Source organism: Caballeronia sp. RCC_10, from assembly GCF_041360715.1.
Lineage (GTDB): Bacteria > Pseudomonadota > Gammaproteobacteria > Burkholderiales > Burkholderiaceae > Caballeronia > Caballeronia grimmiae.
In genome coordinates this window covers 1-16,282 of the sequence record NZ_JBFUPT010000018.1, presented here as the reverse complement: position 1 = coordinate 16,282, position 16,282 = coordinate 1, and the positions used below count along the sequence as shown (strand labels likewise).

The 16,282-nt window shown below is 60.6% G+C and carries 10 protein-coding genes and 4 tRNA genes; all 14 read right to left on the bottom strand.

The window, feature by feature from the left end; translation table 11 throughout:
• Positions 1-139: 139 nt before the first annotated feature.
• Positions 140-1,987, bottom strand: a complete 1,848-nt coding sequence (recQ, locus tag AB6804_RS24210; RefSeq protein ID WP_370888636.1) for a DNA helicase RecQ — start codon at positions 1,985-1,987, stop codon at positions 140-142.
• 179 nt (positions 1,988-2,166) lie between these two features.
• Positions 2,167-6,408, bottom strand: coding sequence for a DNA-directed RNA polymerase subunit beta' (gene rpoC, locus AB6804_RS24205; RefSeq protein ID WP_035970543.1), 4,242 nt, complete (start codon positions 6,406-6,408; stop codon positions 2,167-2,169).
• A 21-nt stretch (positions 6,409-6,429) separates the two neighbouring features.
• Positions 6,430-10,536 (bottom strand): DNA-directed RNA polymerase subunit beta, encoded by a 4,107-nt coding sequence (rpoB, locus tag AB6804_RS24200; protein WP_370888635.1) that lies wholly within the window; start codon positions 10,534-10,536, stop codon positions 6,430-6,432.
• A gap of 368 nt (positions 10,537-10,904) precedes the next feature.
• Positions 10,905-11,279: a 50S ribosomal protein L7/L12 gene (rplL, locus tag AB6804_RS24195; RefSeq protein ID WP_035970538.1), complete on the bottom strand. Its 375-nt coding sequence runs from the start codon at positions 11,277-11,279 to the stop codon at positions 10,905-10,907.
• An 83-nt stretch (positions 11,280-11,362) separates the two neighbouring features.
• Positions 11,363-11,857 carry a 50S ribosomal protein L10 gene (gene rplJ / locus AB6804_RS24190; RefSeq protein ID WP_370888634.1) on the bottom strand — a complete coding sequence of 165 codons (495 nt, stop codon included), beginning with the start codon at positions 11,855-11,857 and terminating at the stop codon, positions 11,363-11,365.
• 301 nt (positions 11,858-12,158) lie between these two features.
• Positions 12,159-12,854: a 50S ribosomal protein L1 gene (gene rplA, locus AB6804_RS24185; RefSeq protein WP_035970535.1), complete on the bottom strand. Its 696-nt coding sequence runs from the start codon at positions 12,852-12,854 to the stop codon at positions 12,159-12,161.
• On the bottom strand, positions 12,855-13,286 hold the full coding sequence (rplK, locus tag AB6804_RS24180) for a 50S ribosomal protein L11 (protein ID WP_035970533.1): 432 nt from the start codon (positions 13,284-13,286) through the stop codon (positions 12,855-12,857).
• Positions 13,287-13,434: 148 nt separating this feature from the next.
• Positions 13,435-13,992 carry a transcription termination/antitermination protein NusG gene (gene nusG, locus AB6804_RS24175; RefSeq protein ID WP_035970531.1) on the bottom strand — a complete coding sequence of 186 codons (558 nt, stop codon included), beginning with the start codon at positions 13,990-13,992 and terminating at the stop codon, positions 13,435-13,437.
• A gap of 1 nt (position 13,993) precedes the next feature.
• The gene (gene secE, locus AB6804_RS24170) at positions 13,994-14,374 is read right to left on the bottom strand and encodes a preprotein translocase subunit SecE (protein WP_035970528.1); all 381 of its coding nucleotides are present in this window, start codon (positions 14,372-14,374) and stop codon (positions 13,994-13,996) included.
• A gap of 34 nt (positions 14,375-14,408) precedes the next feature.
• Positions 14,409-14,484, bottom strand: a tRNA-Trp gene (locus tag AB6804_RS24165).
• Positions 14,485-14,550: 66 nt separating this feature from the next.
• Positions 14,551-15,741, bottom strand: coding sequence for an elongation factor Tu (gene tuf / locus AB6804_RS24160; RefSeq protein ID WP_061126160.1), 1,191 nt, complete (start codon positions 15,739-15,741; stop codon positions 14,551-14,553).
• Positions 15,742-15,810: 69 nt separating this feature from the next.
• Positions 15,811-15,885: transfer RNA gene (locus AB6804_RS24155), tRNA-Thr, on the bottom strand.
• A gap of 16 nt (positions 15,886-15,901) precedes the next feature.
• Positions 15,902-15,975 (bottom strand) — tRNA-Gly (locus AB6804_RS24150).
• 30 nt (positions 15,976-16,005) lie between these two features.
• Positions 16,006-16,091, bottom strand: a tRNA-Tyr gene (locus AB6804_RS24145).
• Between the last annotated feature and the right edge of the window lie 191 nt (positions 16,092-16,282).

The window sequence follows — 16,282 nt, the reverse complement described above, 5'->3', positions numbered from 1 at the left end:
TGGATGGATTCGCCCGGACCGACCGGCTTTAGGGCCGCGTCCGAAATTTCCCCAAGAACGAGAACCTAGCATGATATTCTGAAAATCCCAATGCGGTCAACACGTTGCGTGAATTAATGCGCGACGCACCGCGGGAACATCAATCCGCGCCGACCACGTCGAGCAGTTCGTCGCCGAAACGCTCCAGTTTTCGCACGCCGATGCCGGGGATATGCCGCAGATCGTCGATCGTGTCTGGATCGCTGCGGGCGATTTCGGCGAGCGTCGCGTCGTGGAAGATGACATAGGCCGGCACGCCGTCGCTCTTCGCGGTTTCCGAGCGCCAGGTCCGCAAGCGTTCCCAGCGCGCCTTCTCGCGCGCCGACATGCCCGCCGTCGGATCGGCGCGTTCGCCGGTGCGCCCCGACGATTGCCGGTTGCGCACGGGCTTCACGTACTTGCGGAGGGTGACGCGTTCTTCGCCCTTGAGCACCGGCTTGCTCGCGTCGGTGAGAACGAGCGCGCCGAAGCCGTCGTGATCGACGGCCAGATAGCCGAACGCGACGAGCTGCCGGAACACCGCGCGCCATTCCTGCTCGGACAGCGCCGCCCCGACGCCGAAAGTCGAAATCTTCTCGTGGCCGCGTTGCAGCACTTTCTCGCTACGCGTCCCGCGCAGGATGTCGATCAGATGCCCCGCGCCGAAATGGAAGCCGCTCGCCTTGTGCGCGCGATACACGCACGACAGCGCCATCTGCGCTTCGCGCGTGGCATCGAAGGATGCGGGCGGTTCCAGGCATGTGTCGCAGTTTCCGCATGGCGTGCTCGTCTCGCCGAAGTACGCGAGCAGGCGCACGCGCCGGCACGTGGCGGCTTCGCAGAGGCCCAGGAGCGCATCGAGCTTGCCGCCCTGGACACGCTTGTGGGCGTCGTCGGCATCGGACTCGTCGATCATCTTGCGTTGCTGCACGACGTCGCCCAGACCGTAGGCCATCCATGCGTTCGCGGGCATCCCGTCGCGGCCCGCGCGGCCTGTTTCCTGATAGTAGCCCTCGACGCTCTTTGGCAAGTCCAGATGCGCGACGAAGCGCACGTCCGGTTTGTCGATGCCCATGCCGAAGGCGATCGTCGCGCACATGACGATGCCCTCCTCGCGCTGAAACATCTCCTGATGCTTCTGCCGCGTTTCGAACTCCATGCCCGCGTGATACGGCAGCGCGCGGAGACCCTGCCCTTTGAGCCATTCGGCGGTCTCTTCCACCTTCCGGCGCGAGAGGCAATAGACCACGCCCGCGTCGGTCGTGCCGTCGCTGTTCGTGTGCTCTGCGCGAATGAAATCGAGCAGTTGCGAGCGCGCGTTGTCCTTCTCGACGATCCGATAGCGGATGTTCGGCCGATCGAAGCTGGACACGAAAATGCGGGCGTCGTCGAGCGCCAGCCGATGCACGATTTCGTCGCGCGTGATCGCGTCGGCGGTCGCCGTCAGCGCGATGCGCGGGACGTTCGGAAACCGCTCATGCAGCACGGAGAGCTGAATGTACTCGGGCCGGAAATCGTGGCCCCACTGCGAGACGCAGTGCGCCTCGTCGATGGCGAACAGGCCGACCGGCGAACTGTCGAGCAGCTCGAGGAAGCGCGGAGTCATCAGGCGCTCGGGCGCCACGTAGAGCATGTCGATCGTGCCGTTGCGCAGCGCGCGCTCGGTCGCGGCGGCTTCGGCGCCCGACAGCGTCGAATTGAGATATGCGGCGCGCACGCCGACTTCGGTGAGCGCCGCGACCTGATCCTGCATCAGCGCGATCAGCGGCGACACGACGATTCCCGCGCCGAAGCCCGCTTCCTTCCGCACCAGCGACGGAATCTGATAGCACAACGATTTTCCGCCGCCCGTCGGCATCAGCACGAGCGAATCGCCGCCGTTGGCAACGTGCTCGACGATCTCCGCCTGCTGTCCGCGAAACGCCGGATAGCCGAAAACTTCATTGAGGATCTGGAGCGAACGGGTCATAGCGGAGGCGCGAACTGCGGCATGGGGGAATATCGGATTTTATCAACGCACGCTCGAACGACACGCGGTCATCGTGACGTTGGCCGTTCGGACGAGGCGCGTTACGAAAACGCGAGGTGAAAAAAAACCGCCCGGCGCGTACCGGGCGGTTTGAGGGTGCTACGAGAAACGCGGCTCGCTTACTCGTTGGTATGCGGCTGCTGCTCCGCTGCCGGGGTTTCCGGCGTACCGAAATCGAATGCCTCTTCGGCAGCGATCTGGTCGAAGCGTTCGCGATCCGCCGACTCCTTCGTCTTGCGCGCCTTGTGGAACGCGAGACCCGTACCGGCCGGAATCAGACGGCCGACGATCACGTTTTCCTTCAGGCCACGCAGATCGTCGCGCTTGCCCATGATCGCAGCTTCGGTCAGCACGCGAGTGGTTTCCTGGAACGACGCCGCCGAGATGAACGAATCCGTCGACAGCGACGCCTTCGTGATACCCAGCAGCACGTTCTCGTAGGTCGCCGGACGCTTGTCTTCCGCGATCATGCGGTCGTTCTCGTCGAGCATGTCCGATCGCTCGACTTGTTCGCCCGGAATGAAGCGCGTATCGCCGTTGTCGGTGATCTGAACACGGCGCAGCATCTGGCGCACGATCACTTCGATGTGCTTGTCGTTGATCTTCACGCCCTGCAGACGGTACACGTCCTGCACTTCGTCCACGATGTAGCGCGACAGCGCCTCGATACCCTGCAGACGCAAGATATCGTGCGGATCGGCAGGACCGTCGACGATCATTTCGCCCTTGTTGACGACCTGACCATCGTGCACCAGCACCTGCTTTTCCTTCGCGATCAGGAACTCGTGCTGATTGCCCTCGAGATCCGTGATGACGAGACGCTGCTTGCCCTTCGTGTCCTTACCGAACGACGTCGTGCCCGTGACTTCCGCCAGAATGCCGGCGTCCTTCGGCGAGCGCGCTTCGAACAGTTCGGCCACACGCGGCAGACCACCGGTAATGTCACGCGTCTTCTGCGCTTCAACCGGGATACGCGCCAGCACTTCACCGACCTGCACTTGCTGACCATCCTTAACGGTGATCAGTGCGCCGACCTGGAAGCCGATCTGCACCGAATGCTCGGTGTTCGGGATCTTCACTTCCTCGCCGTTTGCGTCGAGCAGCTTGACCTGCGGACGCACGCTCTTGCCAGCCTGCGAGCCGCGGCGCTTCGCATCGATCACGACGAGGGTCGAAAGACCGGTCACGTCGTCGATCTGCTTGGCAACCGTCACGCCTTCTTCGACGTTCTCGAACTTCACCGTACCGCCCCACTCGGTGATGATCGGGCGCGTCAGCGGATCCCACTGCGCGAGTTGCGCGCCGGCCTTGATCTGCGCGCCGTCGAGTTGCAGCAGCGTCGCGCCGTACGGCACTTTGTGACGCTCACGCTCGCGACCGAAGTCGTCCGCGATGATCGCCTCGCCCGAACGCGAGATGACGACCTGCTCGCCCTTGGCGTTGGTGACGTAGCGCATCGTGGCCGTGAAACGCACCGTACCGTTCGACTTCGCTTCGACCGTCGATGCAACCGCCGCACGCGACGCCGCACCACCGATGTGGAACGTACGCATCGTGAGCTGCGTGCCCGGTTCGCCGATCGACTGCGCCGCGATCACGCCGACCGCTTCGCCGACGTTCACGCGCGAACCACGACCCAGGTCGCGGCCGTAGCACGATGCGCACAGGCCGTAACGCGTTTCGCAGGTCAGCGGCGTACGCACGCGGACTTCGTCGATGCCGAGGCGCTCGATCTCTTCCACCGCGTCTTCGTCGAGCAGTTCGCCGGACGCGTACATCGTCTCTTGCGTTTCCGGATTGACGACGTCCGCCACCGCGACGCGACCGAGAATACGGTCACGCAGCGCTTCGACGACTTCACCGCCTTCGACCAGCGCCTTCATCGCCACGCCGTTCGACGTGCCGCAATCTTCTTCGACCACGACCAGATCCTGCGTCACGTCGACGAGACGACGCGTCAGGTAACCCGAGTTCGCCGTCTTCAGCGCCGTATCCGCCAGACCCTTACGTGCACCGTGCGTCGAGATGAAGTACTGCAGCACGTTCAGGCCTTCGCGGAAGTTCGCGGTAATCGGCGTTTCGATGATCGAGCCGTCCGGCTTCGCCATCAGGCCGCGCATACCGGCGAGCTGACGAATCTGCACGGCGGAACCACGCGCGCCCGAGTCGGCCATCATGTAGATGGAGTTGAACGACTCCTGCTTCGTTTCCTTGCCTTCGCGATCCACCACGGGCTCGGTTGCGAGCTGCTCCATCATCGCCTTGCCGACCGCTTCCGACGTCGCCGACCAGATGTCGACCACGTTGTTGTAGCGCTCTTGCGCGGTGACGAGACCGGACATGTACTGACGGTCGTACTCCTTCACCTTCTTCGCGGCGTCGCCGACGATCGTCTCTTTCTGCGGCGGAACGAGCATGTCGTCCACGCAAATCGAGATGCCGGCGCGCGTTGCGAGACGGAAACCCATCTGCATGAGCTGGTCGGCGAAGATCACCGTCTCGCGCAGACCGCACTTGCGGAACGCCGTGTTGATCAGGCGCGAGATTTCCTTCTTCTTCAGCGGCTTGTTCAGCACCGAGAACGGCAGGCCCGGCGGCAGAATCTCCGACAGGATCGAACGGCCGACGGTCGTCGCGTACAGCGTGATCTTCGGCACGAACTTCGGCGCGCCTTCGCTCTGATCTTCGTTCGCCACCATTTCGGTGATGCGGACGTTGACGCGCGAAGCCAGCTCGACTTCCTTGTTCTCGTACGCGCGAATCACTTCGGACACGCCCGTGAACGTCAGGCCTTCGCCCTTGCCGTTCACCGCTTCACGCGATGCGTAATACAGGCCGAGCACGATATCCTGCGACGGCACGATCGACGGATCGCCGTTGGCCGGGAACAGGACGTTGTTCGACGCCAGCATCAGCGTGCGCGCTTCCATCTGCGCTTCGAGCGACAGCGGCACGTGCACGGCCATCTGGTCACCGTCGAAGTCGGCGTTGAACGCCGCGCAAACGAGCGGGTGCAGCTGGATTGCCTTACCTTCGATCAGCACCGGCTCGAAAGCCTGAATGCCGAGACGGTGCAGCGTCGGTGCGCGGTTCAGCATGACCGGATGCTCGCGGATCACCTCTTCGAGGATGTCCCACACCACCGGCGTCTGGTTCTCGACTTCCTTCTTCGCGGCCTTGATGGTCGTCGCGACGCCCATCACTTCCAGCTTGTTGAAGATGAAAGGCTTGAACAGTTCGAGCGCCATCAGCTTCGGCAGACCGCACTGATGCAGCTTGAGCGTCGGACCCACGACGATGACCGAACGGCCCGAGTAGTCGACGCGCTTACCGAGCAAGTTCTGACGGAAACGACCGCCCTTGCCCTTGATCATGTCGGCGAGCGACTTCAACGGACGCTTGTTCGCGCCCGTCATGGCCTTGCCGCGACGACCGTTGTCGAGCAGCGAATCGACGGCTTCCTGCAGCATCCGCTTTTCGTTGCGAACGATGATTTCAGGCGCCTTCAGTTCGAGCAGACGCTTCAACCGGTTGTTACGGTTGATCACGCGGCGATACAGGTCGTTCAGGTCCGACGTCGCGAAACGGCCGCCGTCGAGCGGCACGAGCGGACGCAGTTCCGGCGGCAGCACCGGCAGCACTTCGAGCACCATCCAGTCAGGCTTGATGCCCGAACGCTGGAAGGCCTCGAGCACCTTCAGGCGCTTCGCGTACTTCTTGATCTTCGCTTCGGAGCCGGTGTTCTTCAGTTCCGTGCGCAGCGTTTCGACCTGTTCGTCGATGTTGATCGCGCGCAGCAGCTCGCGCACGCCTTCCGCGCCCATCTCGGCGCGGAACTCGTCACCGTACTCTTCGACCTTGTTGTAGTAATCCTCTTCGGTCATGATCTGCCGCGCTTTCAGCGGCGTCATGCCCGGATCGATGACTACGTATGCTTCGAAGTACAGCACGCGCTCGATGTCGCGCAGCGTCATGTCGAGCACCATGCCCAGACGCGACGGCAGCGACTTCAGGAACCAGATGTGCGCGACCGGCGAGGCCAGCTCGATGTGGCCCATCCGCTCACGGCGCACCTTCGCCAGCGTCACTTCGACGCCGCACTTTTCACAGATCACGCCACGGTGCTTCAGGCGCTTGTACTTGCCGCACAGGCACTCGTAGTCCTTGATCGGCCCGAAAATCTTGGCGCAAAACAGACCATCCCGCTCCGGCTTGAACGTGCGGTAGTTGATGGTCTCCGGCTTCTTCACTTCGCCGAACGACCACGAACGGATCTTGTCGGGCGACGCGAGGCCGATCTTGATCGCATCAAAGACTTCTTCTTGTTGGACTTGCTTGAATAGATCGAGCAGAGCTTTCATTGCTTTCTCTCCGTAGTCCGATTAGTTGCGGTCGAGATCGATATCGATACCGAGCGAGCGGATTTCCTTCACCAAAACGTTGAAGGATTCCGGCATGCCCGCGTCGATCACGTGATCGCCCTTGACCAGGTTCTCATAAACCTTGGTCCGGCCCGTCACGTCGTCCGACTTGACCGTCAGCATTTCCTGCAGCACATACGATGCGCCATACGCCTCGAGCGCCCACACTTCCATTTCACCGAAGCGCTGACCACCGAACTGCGCCTTACCACCCAGCGGCTGCTGCGTAACGAGCGAGTACGGACCGGTCGAACGCGCATGCATCTTGTCGTCGACCAGGTGGTGCAGCTTCAGGTAGTGCATGTAGCCGACCGTGACCTTACGCTCGAACGGCTCACCCGTGCGGCCGTCGTGCAGCGTGACCTGGTTCTTCGACGAGTTCATGCCCAGGTTCTGGGCGATGTCGTCGGGGAACGCCAGATCCAGCGCGCGCTCCATTTCGCCTTCCGTGGCGCCGTCGAACACCGGCGTTGCGAACGGCACGCCTTCGCGCAGATTCTTCGCGAGTTCGAGGATTTCGTCGTCGGAGAAGCTTTCCAGCTCTTCCTTGCGGCCCGACTCGTTATAAATCTGCGTCAGGAACACACGCATTTCTTCGATCTTCGCCTGACGCTGCATCATTTCGCCGATGCGCCAGCCGAGACCCTTCGCGGCCCAGCCCAGATGCACTTCGAGAATCTGACCCACGTTCATCCGCGACGGAACGCCGAGCGGGTTGAGCACGACGTCAGCCGGACGGCCATCGGCCATGTACGGCATGTCTTCGATCGGCACGATCTTCGACACGACACCCTTGTTACCGTGACGGCCCGCCATCTTGTCGCCAGGCTGCAGGCGACGCTTGACCGCGAGATACACCTTGACCATCTTCAGCACGCCCGGCGGCAGTTCGTCGCCTTGCGTGAGCTTCTTGCGCTTCTCTTCGAACGCGAGGTCGAACTGGTGACGCTTCTGCTCGATCGAGTCCTTGATCGCTTCCAGCTGCGCTGCTGCTTCTTCGTCCGCGAGGCGGATGTCGAACCAGTGGTAGTGGTCGAGGTCTTCGAGGTACGCCAGGTCGATCTTCGTGCCCTTCGCGAGCTTCTTCGGACCGCCGTTCGCGACCTTGCCGTTCAACATGCGCGCGAGACGCTGGAATGCATCGCCTTCCACGATACGCAGCTGGTCGTTCAAATCGAGGCGATAGCGCTTCAGTTCATCGTCGATGATCTGTTGTGCACGCTTGTCGCGCGTGATGCCTTCGCGCGTGAACACTTGCACGTCGATGACCGTGCCGCTCATGCCCGACGGCACGCGCAGCGACGTGTCCTTCACGTCGGAAGCCTTCTCGCCGAAGATCGCGCGCAGCAGCTTTTCTTCCGGCGTCAGCTGGGTTTCGCCCTTAGGCGTGACCTTGCCGACCAGCACGTCGCCCGCTTCGACTTCCGCGCCGATGTACACGATGCCCGACTCGTCGAGACGGCCAAGCTGCACTTCCGCGAGGTTCGAAATGTCGCGCGTGATTTCTTCCGGTCCGAGCTTCGTGTCGCGAGCGACGACGTTCAGTTCTTCGATGTGGATCGACGTGTAACGGTCGTCGGCCACGACTTTTTCCGAGATCAGGATCGAGTCTTCGAAGTTGTAGCCGTTCCACGGCATGAACGCGACCAGCATGTTCTGGCCGAGCGCGAGCTCGCCCAGATCCGTCGAGGCGCCGTCAGCCAGCACGTCGCCGCGCGCAACCTTGTCACCCATCTTTGCGATCGGACGCTGGTTGATGTTCGTGTTCTGGTTCGAACGCGTGTACTTGATCAGGTTATAGATGTCCACGCCGACATCACCGGCTACTGCTTCGTCGTCGTTCACGCGAATCACGATACGGCCCGCGTCGACGTAATCGACGACGCCGCCGCGCATTGCCTGAACCGTCGTGCCCGAGTCGACCGCCACCGTACGCTCGATGCCCGTACCGACGACCGGCTTTTCCGGACGCAGACACGGCACGGCCTGACGCTGCATGTTCGAGCCCATCAACGCGCGGTTCGCGTCGTCGTGCTCGAGGAACGGAATCAGCGATGCCGCCACCGACACGATCTGCGACGGCGCCACGTCCATGTACTGAATGCGGTCCGGCGTGACCATCATCGTTTCGCCGGCTTCACGCGACGACACGAGTTCGTCGGTCAGCGTGCCGTCTTCGCCGACTGCCGCGTTCGCCTGAGCGATCACGTAACGACCTTCTTCGATCGCCGACAGATAGTCGATCTGATCCGTCACCTTGCTATCCACGACCTTGCGATACGGCGTTTCGAGGAAGCCATATTCGTTCAGGTGCGCGTACAGAGCGAGCGAGTTGATCAGGCCGATGTTCGGACCTTCCGGCGTTTCAATCGGGCACACGCGGCCATAGTGCGTCGGGTGCACGTCGCGGACTTCGAAGCCTGCGCGCTCGCGCGTCAGACCGCCCGGCCCGAGTGCGGAAACGCGGCGCTTGTGCGTGATTTCCGACAGCGGATTGGTCTGGTCCATGAACTGCGAGAGCTGCGACGAACCGAAGAACTCGCGAATCGCCGACGAAATCGGCTTCGAGTTGATCAGGTCGTGCGGCATCAGGTTTTCGCTTTCGGCCTGGCCGAGGCGTTCCTTGACCGCGCGCTCCACACGCACGAGACCCGCGCGGAACTGGTTTTCCGCCAGTTCGCCCACGCAACGCACGCGACGATTGCCCAAGTGGTCGATGTCGTCCACTTCGCCCTTGCCGTTGCGCAGCTCGACGAGGATCTTGATGGTCGCGAGGATGTCGTCGTCCTGCAGCGTCATCGGCCCGATGATTTCATCACGGCCAACGCGGCGATTGAACTTCATGCGGCCAACCTTCGACAGGTCGTACGCGTCTTCGCTATAGAACAGACGGTTGAACAGCGCCTCGACCGCTTCTTCGGTCGGCGGCTCGCCCGGACGCATCATGCGATAGATCGCAATGCGCGCGGCCATCTTGTCCGCGGTTTCGTCGATACGCAGCGTCGACGAGATGTACGGGCCTTGGTCCAGATCGTTCGTGTAGAGCGTCTGGATGTCCTTGACCTTGGCTTCGCGGAGCTTTTCGAGGACGGATTCCGTGATTTCCTCGTTGGCGTTCGCGATGACTTCGCCGGTGTCGGGATCGATCACGTTCTTTGCCAGCACGCGGCCGAGCAGATACTCCTCGGGCACCGAGATGAACTTCGTCTTGGCGTTTTCGAGGTCGCGAATGTGCTTCGCGTTGATCCGTTTGTCCTTCGTGACGATGACGTTGCCTTCGCGATCCTGGATGTCGAAGCGCGCGACTTCACCGCGCAGACGCTCGGGCACGAACTCCATCTGCGCGCCTTCGTTCATCAGCGCGAAGTTGTCGAACACGAAGAAGTTCGCGAGGATCTGTTCCGGCGAAAGACCGATGGCCTTCAGCAGGATCGTGACCGGCATCTTGCGACGACGGTCGACACGGAAGTACAGCACGTCCTTCGGGTCGAATTCGAAGTCGAGCCACGAACCACGGTAAGGAATGATCCGCGCCGAGAACAGCAGCTTGCCGGAGCTATGCGTCTTGCCCTTGTCGTGCTCGAAGAACACGCCAGGTGAACGGTGGAGCTGCGACACGATCACGCGCTCAGTACCGTTGATGACGAACGAGCCGGTAGGCGTCATGAGCGGAATTTCGCCCATGTACACTTCCTGCTCCTTCACTTCCTTCACGACGGGCTTGCTCGGCGACTCTTTGTCGAGAAGAACGAGACGGACCTTCGCGCGCAGGGCGGAACAGTACGTCAGGCCGCGCTGCTGGCATTCCTTGATGTTGAATGCGGGCGGCGACAGCATGTAGCTGACGAACTCGAGACGCGCAAAACCGTTGTGCGAAACGATCGGGAAAACAGACGTAAACGCGGCCTGCAAGCCTTCCGCTTTGCGCTGCGAGGAAGACGTATCCGCTTGCAGAAACGTCTGGAATGATTCAAGCTGGGTCGCCAGCAAAAAGGGAACTTGGTGAACGATGGGGCGCTTCGCGAAACTCTTGCGAATACGCTTCTTCTCGGTGAAGGAATATTGCATACGATCTCCGAATCACGGCGGGCGTTACCGAGGCGGGATACCTCGACGACACGGCCCGGTGTTCACCGACTGAGACCCGCGCCGCTGTCCGGGGAGGACGCGCGAGTCTAGAAGCTTGGTGGTTGGCCGCTACCAACCGCTGGCTGACGGCAGCGGATGCCTGTGTTTCCCGCTACCCGACCAAACTTGCCTTCTGCAGTCGCTTCAGAAGACAAAGAGAACTGCCGGAAAATTCTGCCGATCCGACCGTTTTCTTTGGCTTCTGCAGGGACGTTTATGCTTGTTCGCAAGCATAAGAACTCCGTCCCCACAAAGCACAAAAAGGCCGGCGGTGAAAAACCGCCAGCCTTCGCATAGCGCAATGAAACTTACTTGATTTCAGCCTTCGCGCCTGCGTCTTCCAGCTTCTTCTTCGCTTCTTCAGCTGCAGCCTTCGGCACCGCTTCCTTGATGGGCTTCGGTGCGCCGTCGACCAGGTCCTTCGCTTCCTTCAGGCCGAGACCCGTCAGTTCGCGAACAGCCTTAATGACGGAAACCTTGTTCGCGCCAGCTTCGAGCAGGTTCACGGTGAACTCGGTTTGCTCTTCAGCAGCAGCGGCAGCACCACCACCAGCCGGGCCAGCGACAGCAACAGCAGCTGCCGACACGCCAAACTTTTCTTCGAACGCCTTGACCAGCTCGTTCAGTTCCAGAACCGACATCGCGCCAACGGCTTCCAGGATGTCTTCTTTTGCGATTGCCATTTGAAATACTCCTAAATTGAATTCGGATCGAGCTAGCGATCTAGCTAATACCTAACTGAGCGACGAGCGCCCAAGCGGCTGCGTTATGCAGCTTCGCCTTGCTTCTCAGCAAGCGCGGCCAAAGCGCGCGCAAAGCCGGAAACAGGCGCTTGCATGACGAACAACAGCTTGGAGAGCAGCTCTTCACGGCTCGGGATGCTGGCCAGCGCTTGCACGCCTGCCTGGTCCATCACCTTGCCTTCGTAGGAACCAGCCTTGATGATCAACTTGTCATTGCTCTTGCCGAAGTCGTTGACGACCTTGGCAGCGGCAATGGCATCTTCCGAGATGCCGTAGATCAGAGGACCGGTCATCTGCTCAGCCAGCGAAGCGAACGGGGTACCTTCGACAGCGCGACGCGCCAGCGTGTTTTTCAACACGCGCAGATACACCTGTTGCTCACGCGCTTTCGCGCGCAGCTTGGTCAGATCGCCAACCGTGATCCCACGATACTCAGCGAGCACCATCGTCTGAGCCTTCGCGACATGCGCGGCGACTTCAGCGACGACTGCCTGCTTATCTTCTTTGTTCAGTGGCACGGTTAAACCTCCAGATTCGATGCACTCGGGTGTCCAACCCTCATGCACCACGTTCAACAACGGCGTCCGACTGTTAGGAGTATTTCGATCGATTAGTGTCCGTCTAACGACGCACGACAAACGACTTCAACCACTGCAAAACTGTTTCGGGTTCGCCATCTGCGTTGGCTTGAATTAAGGCGCTGCTCGACTTCTGCACCGCCACCAACGGTCTTTGACAACCGGTTGCGCAACGCTATTGCCGCTGCACAACCGCCCAAAGCCCTGTTAGACGCGGCCTGACGACCGCGCCGAAATTCTTTTACTGCGCCAGCGTGGATTGATCCACGCGAACGCCGACACCCATCGTGCTCGACAGTGCAACCTTACGCAGGTACACGCCCTTGCTGGTCGCCGGCTTGGCCTTTTGCAGCGCATCGATCAGCGCAGCCAGGTTTTGACGCAACGAAGCCGGTTCGAACGATGCGCGACCGATCGTGCCGTGGATGATACCGGCCTTGTCGACGCGGAACTGCACCTGACCGGCCTTGGCGTTACGAACTGCCTGAGCGACGTCCGGCGTAACCGTGCCAACCTTCGGGTTCGGCATCAGGCCGCGCGGACCGAGGATCTGACCCAGCGTACCGACTACGCGCATCGTGTCCGGCGAAGCGATCACGACGTCGAAGTCCAGGTTACCGGCCTTCACTTGCTCAGCGAGGTCTTCCATGCCGACGACTTCCGCACCAGCGGCGCGAGCCTGCTCGGCCTTTTCGCCTTGCGCGAACACTGCAACACGCACCGACTTACCGGTACCGGCCGGCAGAACGACCGAGCCACGAACGACCTGGTCCGACTTCTTCGCATCAATGCCGAGTTGCACCGCAACGTCGATCGACTCGTCGAACTTCGCGCTCGCGCATTCCTTCACGAGAGCCAGTGCGTCGTCGATCGCGTACAGCTTCTGACGATCAACCTTGTTTGCGAATGCCTGAAGGCGCTTCGAAAGCTTAGCCATTTACACGCCCTCCACAGTGATACCCATCGAACGCGCGCTACCAGCGATGGTGCGCACCGCGGCGTCCAGATCAGCTGCCGTAAGATCCGGCATCTTGGTCTTCGCGATCTCTTCCGCTTGAGCGCGGGTGATGTTGCCGACCTTGTCGGTGTGCGGCTTGGGCGAACCCTTCTGCACAGCGGCTGCCTTCTTGATCAGAACGGTAGCCGGCGGCGTCTTCATGATGAACGTGAAGCTCTTGTCCGCGAATGCCGTAATGACGACCGGCACCGGCAGACCCGGCTCCATGCCCTGGGTCTGCGCGTTGAACGCCTTGCAGAACTCCATGATGTTCAGGCCGCGCTGGCCCAGTGCCGGACCGACCGGCGGCGACGGGTTGGCTTTACCTGCAGGAATCTGCAGCTTAATAAAGCCGATGATTTTCTTTGCCATGTTGAAAACCTCTGCTGAACGCGTGAGCGTTCGGTGAGTGATAGCGCGCGTTCGACGTTGCCGCCTACTGACGCTCCTCAACGGTCATGACGCGGACCGTAAGCGCGAATCGCGCGATAGCCAGGAGGCTACGCGCGATGTATTCGAATCAAGTCTTTTCGACTTGGCCGAACTCGAGTTCGACCGGTGTCGATCGGCCAAAGATCGTCACAGAAACACGAACCTTCGATTTCTCGTAGTTCACTTCCTCGACGTTGCCGTTGAAGTCGGTGAAAGGGCCTTCCTTCACGCGAACCATCTCGCCCACCTCGAAAAGTGTCTTCGGCCGCGGCTTCTCGACACCTTCCTGCATCTGCGACATGATCTTTTCGACTTCACGCGGGGAGATCGGGCTTGGCCGATTGCGCGTGCCGCCGATGAATCCGGTGACCTTGGCCGTGTTCTTGACCAGATGCCACGTTTCGTCCGTCATTTCCATCTCAACCAAGACGTATCCTGGGAAGAAACGACGTTCCGTTACCGACTTGTGACCACCCTTTACTTCAACCACTTCTTCGGTCGGGACGAGAATTTGACCAAACTGGTCTTGCATCCCGGCCCGCTCGATGCGCTCCTGAAGCGCACGTTGCACGCTCTTCTCCATGCCGGAGTAGGCGTGCACCACATACCAACGCTTTCCACTCGGGGATGTCGGAGTATCGCTCATATCATTTCCAACCCAGAATCGCCGAGAAAATCACCCATTCGATCGACTTATCGCTAAGCCAAAGCAGAATGGCCATGACGAGGACAAATGCAAACACCACAAGCGTGGTCTGCGTTGCCTCTTTCCGTGTCGGCCAGACAACCTTGCGAACTTCCTTGTAGGAGTCTTTGGCGAACGCGATAAAGCTTTTACCAGGCGCAGAAACCAGACCGACAGCGACACCGGCGATCAGACCGACGGCAAGCGCCGCACCGCGCACATACCACTCTTGGCGGTCGAGCAGAAAAAAACCCACGAACCCGGCCAAGACCAACAATACACCAGCCGACAACATCAGCTTGTCGCCGGAAGTATTAACAGTTTCGACGGAAGGATTCGCCATAACACCTTAAACAGCGCCACATGGCGCGAGAATTTGGCAGGGGCAGAGGGAATCGAACCCCCAACCTTCGGTTTTGGAGACCGACGCTCTGCCAGTTGAGCTATACCCCTAAACCATTTGGGGCCGACGGTTTCGCCGACCCCGAAAACTACAGACTACCGAGAGATCTCTGGCTCTTACTCGATAATCTTAGCAACGACACCTGCGCCGACGGTACGGCCGCCTTCACGGATAGCGAAGCGCAGACCTTCTTCCATGGCGATCGGGGCGATCAGCTTGACCGTGATCGACACGTTGTCGCCCGGCATCACCATTTCCTTGTCCTTCGGCAGCTCGATCGAGCCCGTCACGTCCGTCGTACGGAAGTAAAACTGCGGACGGTAGTTGTTGAAGAACGGCGTGTGGCGGCCGCCTTCGTCCTTGCTCAGCACGTACACTTCAGCGGTGAAGTGCGTGTGCGGCGTGATCGAACCCGGCTTGGCCAGCACCTGGCCACGCTCGACGTCTTCACGCTTCGTGCCGCGCAGCAGGATACCGACGTTGTCGCCCGCCTGACCTTGGTCGAGCAGCTTGCGGAACATTTCCACGCCCGTGCAGGTCGTCTTCACCGTCGTCTTGATACCGACGATTTCAATTTCCTCGCCAACCTTCACCACACCGCGCTCGATACGACCCGTCACCACCGTGCCGCGACCCGAGATCGAGAACACGTCTTCCACCGGCATCAGGAACGAGCCGTCAACTGCGCGTTCCGGCGTCGGGATGTACGTGTCCAGCGCGTCGGCCAGGCTCATGATCGCCACTTCGCCCAGCTCGCCCGTGTCGCCTTCCAGCGCGAGCTTTGCCGAACCCTTGATGATCGGCGTGTCGTCGCCCGGGAAGTCGTACTTCGACAGAAGTTCGCGCACTTCCATTTCGACCAGCTCGAGCAGCTCGGCGTCGTCGACCATGTCGCACTTGTTCAGGAACACGATGATGTACGGCACACCGACCTGACGCGCCAGCAGGATGTGCTCACGCGTTTGCGGCATCGGGCCGTCAGCGGCCGAGCACACCAGGATTGCGCCGTCCATCTGCGCCGCGCCCGTGATCATGTTCTTCACATAGTCGGCGTGGCCCGGGCAGTCGACGTGTGCGTAGTGGCGGTTAGCCGTTTCGTACTCGACGTGCGCGGTGTTGATCGTGATACCACGTGCCTTTTCTTCCGGCGCTGCATCGATCTGGTCGTACGCCTTTGCTTCGCCGCCGAACTTCTTGGTCAGCACCGTCGTGATCGCTGCCGTCAGCGTGGTCTTGCCGTGGTCAACGTGACCGATCGTGCCCACGTTCACGTGCGGCTTGGTCCGCTCGAATTTACCTTTGGCCATTTTCGACTCCTAACAGGATTTTCGCACCTTGCGCCGCGCGCAACTTACTACTCACTAGACTTATACGACTGGTGCCCATGGGCAGGATCGAACTGCCGACCTCTCCCTTACCAAGGGAGTGCTCTACCACTGAGCCACATGGGCACTAACTAACCGACACTGGAGCGGGTGAAGGGAATCGAACCCTCGTCATAAGCTTGGAAGGCTTCTGCTCTACCATTGAGCTACACCCGCGAGGGTTGGATTCCCTTACCGCTTGAATTCTGGTGGAGGAGGTTGGATTCGAACCAACGTAGGCGTAAGCCAACAGATTTACAGTCTGCCCCCTTTAGCCACTCGGGCACCCCTCCGCAGAGAACTATCGATTATGGGGTAGCAACAAGCTATTGTCAAGCGTTATTTGCGACCCAGAACACGAGGCTCTCACTTATAGTGAAGACGAAACGCAAAAACCCCACCTTTGCGGGGTGGGGTTTTTGTTTGCAGCATGAGGAGCCTGACGATTACCTACTTTCACACGGGCAATCCGCACTATCATCGG

Bases quoted from the DNA above. Each gene is read 5' to 3' on its own strand.
- rplL (WP_035970538.1), bottom strand. From the start codon at position 11,279: ATGGCAATCGCAAAAGAAGACATCCTGGAAGCCGTTGGCGCGATGTCG.
- rplK (WP_035970533.1), bottom strand. From the start codon at position 13,286: ATGGCAAAGAAAATCATCGGCTTTATTAAGCTGCAGATTCCTGCAGGT.
- secE (WP_035970528.1), bottom strand. From the start codon at position 14,374: ATGGCGAATCCTTCCGTCGAAACTGTTAATACTTCCGGCGACAAGCTG.
- tuf (WP_061126160.1), bottom strand. From the start codon at position 15,741: ATGGCCAAAGGTAAATTCGAGCGGACCAAGCCGCACGTGAACGTGGGC.
- rpoC (WP_035970543.1), bottom strand. From the start codon at position 6,408: ATGAAAGCTCTGCTCGATCTATTCAAGCAAGTCCAACAAGAAGAAGTC.
- rplA (WP_035970535.1), bottom strand. From the start codon at position 12,854: ATGGCTAAGCTTTCGAAGCGCCTTCAGGCATTCGCAAACAAGGTTGAT.
- nusG (WP_035970531.1), bottom strand. From the start codon at position 13,992: ATGAGCGATACTCCGACATCCCCGAGTGGAAAGCGTTGGTATGTGGTG.
- rpoB (WP_370888635.1), bottom strand. From the start codon at position 10,536: ATGCAATATTCCTTCACCGAGAAGAAGCGTATTCGCAAGAGTTTCGCG.
- recQ (WP_370888636.1), bottom strand. From the start codon at position 1,987: ATGACCCGTTCGCTCCAGATCCTCAATGAAGTTTTCGGCTATCCGGCG.